Raw genomic sequence first — 13,115 nt, 5'->3', positions numbered from 1 at the left:
TCTGATTGCTCATTGTGGTTATGGTATTGATTGGTCTCGCATTGACTCTCAACAACAATGGATTCAAGCCAATATTGAAGGTTTTTATGGTAATTTAAATCCATTAATTAAGATTTTTGAAATATGCTTTATTCAAAATACCTAAAATTTAAGTAGTCGAAGCCCACAATCCTTAATGAGCCATCATCTTTGCTTCAATCCACTGATTAATTTCCCAAATAAACCAACAATCACGATTCTTAGAAATCTTAATACTCTTCGGGTAATTTAGGATCGTAATATTCAGATTACTTATCCAGAATTGAATAGATCGTTAACTTAGATAGACTTTTAAGCAATGTAACTTGCCGCATGTTTATCAACATATGTCTCAAAAAAGTCTGCCCATACATAGATTTATGGCGTTTAGTGCTTAAATTTCAGATTAATCTTCGTCTGATGACCTGAATGGATGTTACAGATTACATGCAGGTGAATTACTCTGTGGCTGTATCATGGCTTTTGTGCAATCCAATCCATTTGATCCGAATGTTCTCTTTTGCAATAAAGCAGCCTCTTCTGCTTTTCCTGAACCAACGAACTATGTCATTGATTTGATTCAACCGACAACAGTGATGCTGAATCAAATCTCCAAAGAAGGGATTAAATGCAAGAAATGTGGTAAGAAAAAGATAGGGGATGGAAGTTATTATCCGTCTAATTGGAACCAGCCCATGAGTCGAGATCAGTTGAGTAAGAATCATTTTAAATGAATAAGAGAAGGATGGCTTACCTCACTTCTCCGAATAACAATGCTATGCTTTTCAACCAAGGTTATAAATTGGCAACTACATTTCATTCTTCTTCATGCTGGTCCTATAGCCTGTAGACAATTACTACATCATTTGCATTCAATGCTCAATACAGCCTGTCAGCAGAACCGCAGCGATACTTTTTTTCGTGCATACATGTAGTGTTTAAATCCATTCATTTTTCAATGATCCTCTGCCGTTTATCACATTTATGGTCGATCTTTAACCTTGTGAAAAATGCACATACCGATCCCTTCAAACTGTCAAATTTATGTATGCATGACATTTAAAGAAAATTATCTGATCAATTTTTTTAGGTAAAATTCATCAAGAAAAAAGTTATTATTATTCATAACATCACCAATAACCACATAAAAACAATAATTTAATAAATTATTCTTCCAATTTTTTTATATTTAGTGTTATATCAAAATGCAGAACTTTTTAAAGATAAGCACGTCATGATAGTCGGTGGTGGAAATTCTGGAGCACAAATTTTGGCTGAAGTTTCCCAAGTGGCAGACACTCTTTGGATCACGCCAACACCTCCTCAATTTTTAGCAGATGATGTTGATGGCCGTGTACTGTTTTTACGTGCGACAGAGCGTTTAAAGGCACAATTAGAAGGCCGTACAATAGATCAGCCTGTTGGCGGTCTGGGTGATATTGTCATGATTGATTCAGTCAAAGATGCACGTGCACGAGGCGTTTTACATAGTGAGCGCCCATTTTCGGTTTTTACGGAAAATGGCGTGATTTGGGAAGATGGATCTTTTCAACAGGTTGATGCAGTGATTTGGTGTACTGGATTTAAAGCGACTTTAGACCATTTAAAGCCACTTGGAATAGTAGAGGAAAATAATACGATACTGGTTGAAGGAAGCAGATCAGTCAAACAATCTAACCTATGGTTAGTAGGATATGGTGAATGGACCGGACCTGGTTCAGCGACACTGGTGGGTGTTTCAAGGGCAGCGAGAGCCACAGTGGATGAAATCGTTGCTTATCTACACGAAGTTGATACTAAAATTCTTTAGAAAAATAAGCTATCTACTCCCTTAGATGATTTTAAAGCCAATTCTTTTACTTTCATGCTTCAGCTATATCAGGTGAGTTAAAGTAATTCCATTTTCATAATTTTAGTCGCCCTACCTAATTATAAATACCAAGCCTTGAATAGATAAAAAATCTATTCAAGGCTTTAGTGTCATCTCAATAAAAGTACAGGTTTTATTGAGCTTGACAACAATTTGGTCGTCGTACTCCCAATAAAAAACTGGCGTATCTTTGAGTGACCATATGCACCAACCACCATCATATCAATAGCGTTTTTCTCTTGGTAATCTAATATTGATTTATCGACATCACCTTCAAGTACGATATCAATTACATTAAAACCATTATTTGCAAGCAGCTCTTTTGCCCAAGTAACTTGAGATGTCATATCACTATTTGGCTTACCAACATATACCACATGAGCTGTCAGGGTTTTTAATAAAGGACTATTTGCAATTTTGTCTACACAAATACGTGCAGTAGGACTTCCATCAAAAGCAATTAAAAAAGACTTAGGTGGACTAAAGGGTGCAGATGTTATTAATACGGGTTTATGAAGGGCACGAACAACATTTTCAATATGGGTTCCAACTTTACTGGAATCATGCTCGGTTTCAGTTCCATGCTTCCCCATAATAAGAACTCGAATGTCTTCTTCCATTCCCATAATTGTTTCTAAAAGACTGCCGTGACGTTGAAAACTTTGAGCATCAATAGAGAACTTCTCCAATAGATAATTCTTTGCTTCCCGAAGAAGAATTTGGCCATGCTCTAGCTCAATCTTCCCCTTACGCTCTTCAAGTTCAACCAACTCATTTAGCAATGTTTCTCGACTTCCCAAGCCGATTGCACCGCTTAAATCTTGTGGTGCTTTCGCTTTTGGCTTATCAATAACATGTAATAACTTAAGCGGTGAACTAAGTTTATCGCTAAACCAAGCTGCATAATCACAAACGGTATTTGTTGCTAATGATCCATCAATACATGCAATAATTTTTGACATAATTCATCCCTCTTAGTGGCTATTTAAGCGATCTAAAGCATCTGGCTTATCATGGATACCAAACTTATCGACTAAGGTTTTGCTGGCTTCATTCATTCCAATAAGTTCGACTTCTGTTCCTTCACGTCTAAACTTAATGACCACTTTATCTACGGCAGCGACCGCAGACACATCCCAGAAGTGAGCCTGGCTAACATCAATCACAACTTTTGAAAGTGCTTCTTTGAAATCAAATGCAGAAGTAAATTTATCTGCTGAGCTGAAGAACACTTGACCTGTTACCGTATAAATACGGGTATTTTCAGGTTCATTAAATTCGGACTGAATTGCCATGTAGCGTTCAATTTTATTGGCAAAAAATAATGCAGAAAGAAGTACACCGACTAATACGCCATAAGCCAAGTTATGTGTTGCAACGACCACGACGACTGTAACGATCATCACGATATTGCTAGAAACTGGATATTGGCGAATATTTCGTAATGAATCCCAGTTAAATGTTCCGATTGCTACCATGATCATGACCGCAACCAGTGCAGCCATTGGAATGACTTTGAGCCAGTCACTGATAAACACCACCATAATTAACAGGAAGACCCCAGCACTAAATGATGATAAACGGGTACGTCCACCAGATTTCACATTAATAATGGATTGACCAATCATGGCACAGCCTGCCATTCCGCCTAAAAAGCCAGATGCGACATTGGCAACACCTTGTCCTTTACACTCACGGTTTTTATCACTATTGGTATCGGTTAAATCATCCACAATTGTTGCGGTCATCATAGATTCAAGCAAACCGACGGCTGCTAATCCCAGTGAATAAGGCAAAATAATAGCTAAAGTTTCAAGATTTAAAGGAATATCAGGAAGTAAGAAAATTGGTAGCGTATCTGGTAATTGCCCCATATCGCCTACGGTTCTTACATCTAAACCAATGAACAAGGCAAAGAGCGTAAGGAGGACAATACAAATGAGAGGAGAGGGTAAAAGCTTCCCTATCACTGGGATATAAGGGAATAGATAAATAATAGCTAAACCTCCAACTGTCATCGCATAGACATGCCATGTCACATTGGTGAGTTCAGGCAATTGAGCCATAAAAATTAGCATAGCTAAGGCATTCACAAAGCCAATCACGACTGACTTTGATACAAACCGCATCAGAGCACCTAATTTTAGATAACCTGCTAGGATTTGAATAAATCCTGTCAAAATTGTGGCTGCTAATAAGTATTGCAGACCATGGTCTTTAACCAGTGTGACCATTAATAAAGCCATTGCACCAGTTGCAGCAGAAATCATACCAGGGCGACCACCTACGAAAGCAATCACAACTGCAATACAGAATGAAGCATATAGCCCGACTTTAGGATCGACACCTGCAATGATGGAGAAGGCAATTGCTTCAGGAATTAGAGCCAAAGCAACAACAATACCCGCAAGAACATCCCCGCGAATATTGGAGAACCATTGTTCTCGAATAGTGGATAACATGAAAATAGCCTATTTTTTTAAATTTTAGGAAAGGCTAGTGATGTGATATATGACACACAAGCTACTACACCACATCACTAGACAGTGATGAGTTATTTACTGAATTAAGAGGTAAATAAACTTATGGTGGCGTAAGTGTCATATTAAGAAAGATATCTATTTTGGAGGATTTCGGGGGCAATGATAGCAGCTAGGTCCTTTTATATCCACCCTAGCCGCAATTTGAAAGAAAATATAGGACACTTCTGCAAATAAAAATTTGAGTCAATGATGTTCCCTTGAAGAAATGGATTTGAACAACCATCAAAAATAGCAGTTAAAGACAGCTACTTTTATTTTGTACATGCTTATTTTATTGGGATTGCGCTTAAGTGATATAAATTTTACAAAGGGTAGATAAAAATTGATACTTTTTCTTAGATCAACACTTTAGTGTAACTTTAGAGCATACTTTAAAGTTACACAAAACATCTATATGAAGACTAAAGTCCAAATTAGTGTTTATGTTGGTTCAATGTATTACATTTCGTATTTTCTATTTGTAACGTAATTTCAGTAATATTATGATTATGTTTTAGAACTTCTAAGGCCTTTTGATAGAGTTGATCTGTATTGCTATTCGGAGCAACCAAATGAGCAGTTAAATGAATATTTCTTGAGGATATAGCCCAGACTTTCAACTGATGAATCCCTTCAACGCCCTCTAGCTTCAATAAATCATTTCTTAACGACTCAATATCAATCTCATCAGGAACTCCTTCAAGCAGAATATGAATACTTTGTTTTAATAAAATCCAAGTTCGAGGTAAGACCCAGAAGCCAATTAACACAGCGATTACGGTATCAACCCACATCCACTGGGTAAAATAAATAACTATTCCTCCGATAATCACGCCTATCGATCCTAGAGCATCACTAAGAACTTCTAAATATGCACCTTTTATATTTAGACTTCCTTCAGCACTAGCAGAAAGGATTTTCATTGAAATCAAATTTATGACCAAACCAATGACCGCGACAATCATCATTCCAACACTTTGAATTTCAGCAGGATTCGTAAAACGTTGATAAGCTTCATATACAATATATATTGCTACCACAAAAAGCATCACCGCATTAAACAGAGCCGCTAAAATTTCAAATCGCTGATAGCCAAAAGTTCTTTTATCATCTGCGGCTTTTTTACCAATTTTGATAGCGGCAAGAGCAATAGCTAAAGCGGCTACATCAGTAAACATATGAGCTGCATCAGATAACAAAGCCAAACTTTGGGTAATAAAAGCAGCGACAACTTCTACTATTAAAAAAGTGGTCGTTAAACCTAAGGCAACCATTAACTTCTTACTATTTTCTTCAGTAACAACCGCATGGCTATGATCATGATGTTCTGACATAAAATATTTTCCTTATTCTATTTATGATGAGCAGAGATATTGGATAACAGCCAATATCTCTGCTGTAAATCGACTAATCTATTGGATTAAGAAACTTTCTTTTCATTTATCCAACGATAAAGCACGGGTAACAGCACCAAAGTTAGTAATGTTGAAGAGATAATCCCGCCAATCACTACGGTTGCCAGTGGCCGTTGAACCTCAGCCCCTGTTCCGGTTGCCAGCGCCATTGGTACAAAACCCAGTGAAGCCACACAAGCTGTCATCAACACTGGTCTTAAGCGCAAAATAGCCCCTTGCCACACGGCTTTATGCACTGGATATTTGTCCCTTAATTCCTTAATAAAGGTCAGCATTACCAGTCCATTGAGGACTGCAACACCAGATAAGGCAATAAAGCCAATTCCAGCTGACATCGATAATGGAATATCCCTTAGCCAAAGGAACAGCACACCACCGGTCAAGGCAAAGGGTACCCCGGTAAAGACCAATAGACTTTCTTTGACATTGTGAAAGACCGCCATCAGTAAAATAAAGATAGTGATTAAAGCCAGTGGAATCACGATTTGCATCCGTGCTTTGGCTGAAGCCAAATTTTCAAACTGACCGCCATATTCTATCCAATAACCACTTGGCAAAGTGTATGCTTTGAGCTGTGTCTGTACATCAGAAACAAAAGACCCTAAATCACGCCCTTCAACATTCGTTGTAACCACAACTCGGCGTTTACCATTTTCTCGACTGACTTGGTTGATTCCTTCAATGGTCGAGACTTGCGCGACATCCGACAATAAAATACTGCCACCATTTGGAAGCTGAATAGGTAACTGGGAAACAGATGCGACACTACGGTCTTGCTCTCCAAGACGGATAACAAAATCAAAACGACGATCGCCTTCTAAAATCTCTCCCACGCTTTGTCCACCAATACTTGCAGCCACCACATCCTGAATAGATTTCACACTCAAGCCATACTGGGCAGCTAAAGCTTTATCAATCTCTACATTGAGTAAAGGCAGACCCGAAGTTTGTTCAACTTTCACCGCACTGCTACCTGCGACTTGCTGAATGATTTTCGCGATTTTTGCAGCCTCAGTATTCAAAACCTGCATGTCATCACCAAAAACCTTCACCCCCACATCACTGCGTATACCTGAAATCAGTTCATTAAAACGTAGCTCAATAGGCTGAGAAAACTCACTGTTATTGCCGGGAATTGTCGCAAGATAAGCTTCCATTCGGGTTCGAAGTGCATCTAGGCTTTCTTTTGAATCTGGCCATTCCTCACGTGGTTTCAGCATGATATAACCATCGGAAATATTCGGTGGCATCACATCTGTCGCCACTTCAGCAGTCCCGGTACGGGCAAATATAGCTTTAATTTCGGGAAAGTTTTTCAGTAAAAGCTTTTCGGTATTTTCCTGAATACGTAAAGACTCTTCCAAGCCTGTGCTTGGAGAACGTAATTGCTGTACCGCAAAATCACCTTCACTCAGCTGGGGTGCAAACTCACTGCCAATCTTCGTGCTGAGCAGACCCGTAATGACCAGGAGACAAATGGCAAAAGTTAAAACCACCGCTTTGTAATGATAGGCTCCATCCAATATCTGTTGATATCGGGTTTTGAGCCAGATCATCCAACGGCTTTCCGTTTCTTTGATCTCCCCTTTAACCCATAAAGCAACTGCAGCGGGCACAAAGGTGATCGATAAAATAATAGCTGCCACCAGTGCGAGAACAACGGTTAAAGCCATCGGATGAAATAGTTTTGCTTCTACACCACTTAAAGCAAAAATCGGCAAATACACCACCAAAATAATAAGCTGACCAAAAATAAGAGGACGACGTGCTTGGCGGGCAGCCAGAAAAACTTCCTTAAAGCGTTCACTTTGTGTGAGAGGTCGTTTTAACAGTTGCTGTGTATGGGCTAAACGCCGGATACAGTTTTCGACAATCACCACAGCACCATCGACAATGATGCCGAAATCGAGTGCACCTAAACTCATCAGATTGGCACTGATATTTTTCTGTGCCATCCCGGTTAAGGTAAACAGCATAGAGAGTGGAATGACACAGGCAGTAATCAAGGCAGCACGGATATTCCCTAAAAACAGGAACAGAATGATGATGACCAGGATTGCTCCCTCTACCAAGTTTTTCTGAACGGTTTTAATCGCCTTCTCAACCAAGGTAGTACGGTCGTACACCGGTTCAATCACTACCCCTTTAGGCAAACTATTCTGAATATCTTGAAGCTTGGCATCCACAGCTTTAGAAACAGTCCGGCTATTTCCACCCATCGCCATCATGGCAATCCCTAAAACGGTTTCTTTGCCGTTATAGGTTGCCCCACCGGTTCTTAAATCATGCCCAATAGAGACTTGCGCAATATCACCAACCCGAATTGGGCTGCCATTTGGGCTACCCAGCATGGTGTTCTCAATATCAGAAAGCCCATTGAATGTACCCGGTACACGTACCGTCAGTTGCTGACCATTGTCTTCAATATAACCTGCACCTCGGTTCTCATTATTTTGCGCTAAAGCCTGTTGCAGTTGTTCTAATGAGATATTCAGTTGCTGCATCCGGTTTAAATCGGGAGAGACCACATAGGTTTTTTCAAAACCACCAATACTGTTGACCTCTGCAACTCCCTTAACACGTTGCAGTTGAGGACGCACAATCCAGTCCTGAATCTCACGCAAATCCATCGGCGTGTATGCAGTTCCATCCGGCTTTTTCGCATTCGGATCTGCCTTCAGTACCCATTGATAAATCTCACCGAGACCCGTAGAAACGGGGGACATCGTCGGTGCGATTTGTGCAGGCAACTCAGATTGCGCCTCCTGTATCCGTTGGTTAATCTGCTGACGGGCCCAATAAATATCAGTCCCATCTTTAAAGACAATGGTGACTTGAGAGAGTCCATAACGGGATATGGAACGGGTAAGCTCCAGATCCGGAATGCCAGCCATGGCATTTTCAATGGGATAGGTAATCCGCTGTTCGACTTCAAGCGCAGTAAAACCCTTGGCTTGAGTATTAATCTGGACTTGGGTATTGGTAATATCGGGTACAGCATCAATCGGGAGTTTCTGATAGCTATACACCCCGACCGCAATCCAGGTACAGACAAAGAGCAACACCCAAATCGCATTTTGTATGGAAAACTGAATGATTCGTTCGAATAAACCTTCTGGTTTTGGCAGATCAGAATTAATGTTCATGGCCTGCCTCGTCTTTTTCTAATTCAGATTTCAACAAGAAACTGCCTTGAGCGATATACTTCTGCCCTTCAGTCAGCCCAGAAATCACTTCAAGCCATTGTCCATCACTTGAAGCCTGCCCCAATTGCACTTTCTGTGCTTTTAAGTGGACTTGACCTTTTTGTTCTGAATCTACGATGAAAATACTGTCTTCACCTTCAATACTTTGCAGCGCAGACTTTTGAATCCGAAGGGCTGATTTTGCTGTAGCTTCCGGAATCAACACTCTCACTAACACATTAGAACGCAACTCAGTAGCTTGCGCATCGAGTTTTGCGCGCACCACCAGACGCCCTGTTTGTACATCTGCCTGAGAGGTTAAGCTTTGTACAGTAGCTTTATAGATTTGATCTGAATCATTCACTTTAAAGTCAATTTTTTGCCCGGCTTGCAGTTGACCTGAGAATTGATTCGGCAAATTAAACTCAAGCCATAAATCTTTCAGCTGTTCAATGACAAAGAGCTGATTAGCCAGTTGCACATTTTCACCGACCACAATATCTTTTTGACTGATCACCCCAGAGATCGGTGCTTTAATCAGAAAACGCCCATTGTTATTGCCACTTGCACCTAATGCATTTAAACGTGCTTGTGAGGACTGGACAGTAATCTGCGCTTGACGGTAGGCATTTTCGGCACGCTGGTAATCCTGTTTGGCAGAAATCCCCTGTGACCAGAGTTGCTGTTCGCGCTGGTAATCTTTACGGGCCAAATCCAGATTCACCTGTGCCATACGCAGATTTGCCTGTTGGTCGATCAGTTCAGGCACGATTAGTACAGCCAGCGTTTGTCCTTTTTGCACGCTCTGTCCTAAAGCCACATTGACCTGCTCGACATGACCACTAAAATTAGGCGATATATGCGCTTGTTGATCGGTATTCACCACCAATTTACCTGGCAGGGTTGTCAGCTTTTCAACCAATCCTGTGGATGCAACAGCAACTTTTAAACCTTGTTCAACCATTTGTTGGCTGGTCAGTTGTATTTCGCCTTCTTCAGCATGTCCTTCTTCAGAACTATCTTCATCAGAATGTTCGGCATTTCCCTCATCATGACCATGCCCCTCAGATTCAGTTTTTTTTGAACTTAACCAAATAACCAGACTGACCAAGACCGTAATCAGAATCAAAATTGCAATCATGAGAGACTGGGATATTTTTCCGTTTTGCTTGGCGTTCATTTTATCGTGCTCCCCCATTGATTAAATTTTGCGATGCTTCGACTGCCTTTTTATTCAGTTGTGTATAGGCATCCGAACGGCTAATTTCTTCATAACTTGTGCCAATACTGAGTGCCTCAGCTGCGAGGGCAGTTTGCCAAGCTTGACGTAGAATTTGTAATTGACCCAATCGAAGATTCTGCAGTTGGGTGGTTGCTTGCTGAACGTCGGTAATGGACAGTTTCCCTGCCTGAAACCCTTGTAAAGTACGGCTCTGAACTTTGGTCGCCAAAGTAACTTGTGCTGTTGTGGCATCGAACTGGCTACGTAAACCTTTGAGCTGATGCATGCTGTTGGCAATATTGAGTATTTGTTGCTTCAGCTCACGCTGCTGCTGTTGGTTCAGCAATATTTGCTGTTGCTGGACCATCGGGATCGCATATTGCTGGCGGTTGAAAATATTCAGTGGAATAGCCACGCCGATTGCCAAAGTCGTATCGTTGCTTTCATTAGGGGTTTTGCTACGTTTCATGCCTACATTTAAAGTCGGATTGGGACGTGCCTGAATTCTTAAATTTTCAATTTGATGATCCGATTGCTGAATGTTCAAGGCATAGAATTTTTCTAGCCACCCTTCAGCAATATACCGTTGCACAGTTTGGAGACTTTGCTCTGGCCAAGGGATAGCGGTTTTATTCAATTGAAGATGTGAAGATGTTTCTCCCCCCCACAAATTAGACAGCTGACGACCGGCAGCTTGTTTATTCAGCATCGCTTGCTGATAAAGTCGTTGGATTTCTAGCGCTTCAATTTGGGTACGCTCAAAATCAACCAGGGCAATACTGCCTGCCTGATAGCGTTTCTGGGCACTGTCCAGATTGGCTTTACTTGTTTTTAACTGTACTGAATAAGCAGACTGCTCAACCTCAGCAAGTGCAAATTGCGACCATGCAAATTTAACAATCAGTTGGCTTTGTGCCTTCCATAATTGCTGTTGCAATTGGATTTGTTGATTCGAGGTATTGGCAATCACCCGGTTCAGCTTACGCTGACCAAATAGATCTAGAGGTTGACTAACGCCAACATTGAATTCCTGTTCTTGACCTGAGCCAAAGCCAGACTGTTCTAAACTTATACTTGGATTCTGCCATAACCGACTTTGCTGAATATTCAATTCAGATATTTGCTGAACTTGTTGCCACAGCTTGTCTTGAGTCTGGTAACTTTGTACTTTTGCTAAAGCGGATTCAAAGCTGGTAACGTTTTCAGCATAGCTATATTGCATAGCCGCTGCACATATACAAGCAACCAAGCTATGACGCAAGAGTATAATTGATTGTGAAGACATGATTTTTCCCACTTATTTAAATAATAAAAGTGGTGGGAATGTTTTAGGCTACCCCACCATGAGCGGGGAAAATTTGGGAGGTGGGCTTTGTTGAAACAGGTCAGGAGCCTGATAGCTGTTTTTCCAATGAAATTGTGGATTCACTTTAACTTCAGAGCTTGGATGAAACACATCTACTTTTTCATTTTGTACAATCAAATGCGTCATCGATGGTAGATGATCTTGATGATCTTCACCGATTTCTAAATCGCTACTGAATGTTTTTATGTTTTCTGACTGTCCATTATGATCGTGTTGACGACTATCGCTGGCACACAAGGTATTTTGGTGATGACCAAAATGATAACTCTGCTGTGATTGAGGCTGTTGTTCATGGACACAAAAGGCCGCCGCCACATTCCAAAAGCTTTGGAACATGAACAATCCAACCAAGACTGTAATCCATGTAGTAGAACGCATCATCATAACAATCGAAAAATTTGTACCAAGTATAAGGCTTAGAGCCACTCCAAGGTCAAGCTTAATAAATTAAATTAAACATTCAATGAACACTGAATAGCCGGCACTTTTGCAAATTTACCTTGTCTCTATAAGCTCACATCAATTTCAGGTAAGAATAACAATAGATAGTGAACCGTACCGGGTTTGTCGGAGACTTTTTATTTAAGTTAGGCCACCTGACCTAACGGGTTAATCTTATCATTGTACATTGCTTCAAACTCAAAAGGCGATACATTGTCAACGGCATTCTAAAATTGACCCCTTTTACCTTACAAATGGCAAAGTAAAATTGCCCCCTGAAATCAGAGAAAGAGCGGTTCAATTACTAATTGAATCTGAAAAAGATTATCCTTCTACTTGGGCAGCAATCACAGCTATTGATCCTAAAATCGGTTGTACTCCTGAAACATTGCGTGTTTGGTATCAAAAATATTTAGATCAACAAAATCCTGTCAAAGTACAACAGATATCTGATCAAGAAAAAATGAAGGGTAATCCCCCCTAAAATACTAGCTCTTTAAAAGAGGCAGTATTATGCTTCTACAACATGGTGTTTAACTTGAGAAACTGAATTTAAAACAATCTACTGTAACTCTTCCAGACAGATATGAAATTAATCCACCCCTAGCCCCTTAAACACAGCATCTACCGGATCTGCATAAAAGCTGGTCTGGAACTTGGTAAACAGTTCCACAGGAATCGTTGGGATATCTGCCGCACTACTCATTGGCAAAGCAACCTTCTTGGCACCCGCATCAAAAGCAACTTGCAGACATTCGGCAATACTTTCCACCGGTGTCACTGAACCACCCAAGCTCATATCACCCAGTACCACCATCTGACTTTGAACCGATCGTCCTAAGAGGCCAGAAGCGAAAGCCACTAAACTTGGCAGAGCAAGATGGCTGAGCGGGCCGGTATTCTGTAATTCCACCACATGTAAATGGAAATCATGTTCCAGCACCTTACTCCCCCCCGAGATCCGGGATGCATTGGCCTTGAAGTAATCAAAAGCAATCTTGACCTGTTCTTTGGCACTACTTGAATTCCATAAGCCAGATGTCGCCAATTTTCCTGAACCTTTAGTGACTTGAAGT

Annotated in this window: 9 protein-coding genes and 3 pseudogenes; 4 read left to right on the top strand and 8 right to left on the bottom strand. The window is 40.7% G+C overall.

Translation table 11 applies throughout. The features are described from left to right. The 3 genes and pseudogenes from CL42_RS16570 to CL42_RS13760 all read left to right on the top strand — a co-directional run. Positions 1–145, top strand: a pseudogene (locus tag CL42_RS16570) (cell filamentation protein Fic); the annotation flags it as partial. Positions 146–494: 349 nt separating this feature from the next. Continuing rightward, positions 495–752, top strand: a complete 258-nt coding sequence (locus CL42_RS13765; protein WP_004726728.1) for a hypothetical protein — start codon at positions 495–497, stop codon at positions 750–752. A gap of 449 nt (positions 753–1,201) precedes the next feature. Next, positions 1,202–1,828, top strand: a pseudogene (locus CL42_RS13760) (pyridine nucleotide-disulfide oxidoreductase); the annotation flags it as partial. 170 nt (positions 1,829–1,998) lie between these two features. Here the strand turns inward: CL42_RS13760 and CL42_RS13755 are convergent. From CL42_RS13755 to CL42_RS13725, 7 genes are all read right to left on the bottom strand, one after another. Continuing rightward, positions 1,999–2,850: a universal stress protein gene (locus tag CL42_RS13755; RefSeq protein WP_004726781.1), complete on the bottom strand. Its 852-nt coding sequence runs from the start codon at positions 2,848–2,850 to the stop codon at positions 1,999–2,001. A 12-nt stretch (positions 2,851–2,862) separates the two neighbouring features. Then, positions 2,863–4,350: a SulP family inorganic anion transporter gene (locus CL42_RS13750; RefSeq protein WP_035269740.1), complete on the bottom strand. Its 1,488-nt coding sequence runs from the start codon at positions 4,348–4,350 to the stop codon at positions 2,863–2,865. Between the two features lie 494 nt (positions 4,351–4,844). Next, positions 4,845–5,744: a cation diffusion facilitator family transporter gene (locus CL42_RS13745; RefSeq protein ID WP_005028603.1), complete on the bottom strand. Its 900-nt coding sequence runs from the start codon at positions 5,742–5,744 to the stop codon at positions 4,845–4,847. 86 nt (positions 5,745–5,830) lie between these two features. Beyond that, complete coding sequence (locus CL42_RS13740; protein WP_005028604.1) at positions 5,831–8,971, bottom strand: efflux RND transporter permease subunit; 3,141 nt, start codon at positions 8,969–8,971, stop codon at positions 5,831–5,833. Then, positions 8,961–10,190 (bottom strand): efflux RND transporter periplasmic adaptor subunit, encoded by a 1,230-nt coding sequence (locus CL42_RS13735; RefSeq protein WP_016658777.1) that lies wholly within the window; start codon positions 10,188–10,190, stop codon positions 8,961–8,963. Before CL42_RS13735 ends, CL42_RS13740 begins: the two co-directional genes overlap by 11 nt. Position 10,191: 1 nt before the next feature. Further along, positions 10,192–11,517: a TolC family protein gene (locus CL42_RS13730; RefSeq protein ID WP_035269736.1), complete on the bottom strand. Its 1,326-nt coding sequence runs from the start codon at positions 11,515–11,517 to the stop codon at positions 10,192–10,194. A 48-nt stretch (positions 11,518–11,565) separates the two neighbouring features. Then, the gene (locus tag CL42_RS13725) at positions 11,566–11,979 is read right to left on the bottom strand and encodes a cation efflux protein, CzcI-like (RefSeq protein ID WP_005401819.1); all 414 of its coding nucleotides are present in this window, start codon (positions 11,977–11,979) and stop codon (positions 11,566–11,568) included. A 292-nt stretch (positions 11,980–12,271) separates the two neighbouring features. Between CL42_RS13725 and CL42_RS13720 the strand changes: the two are divergent. After that, positions 12,272–12,508: pseudogene (locus CL42_RS13720) on the top strand (hypothetical protein); the annotation flags it as partial. Positions 12,509–12,631: 123 nt separating this feature from the next. Here the strand turns inward: CL42_RS13720 and CL42_RS13715 are convergent. After that, positions 12,632–13,115 (bottom strand): S16 family serine protease (locus tag CL42_RS13715; protein WP_035269731.1); only part of this gene is annotated, 484 nt, incomplete at its 5' end.

The organism is Acinetobacter sp. Ver3, assembly GCF_000632455.1.
Classification (GTDB): domain Bacteria; phylum Pseudomonadota; class Gammaproteobacteria; order Pseudomonadales; family Moraxellaceae; genus Acinetobacter.
The sequence above is the reverse complement of the archived record's forward strand: the minus strand, read 5'-3'. Positions and strand labels throughout refer to the sequence as shown.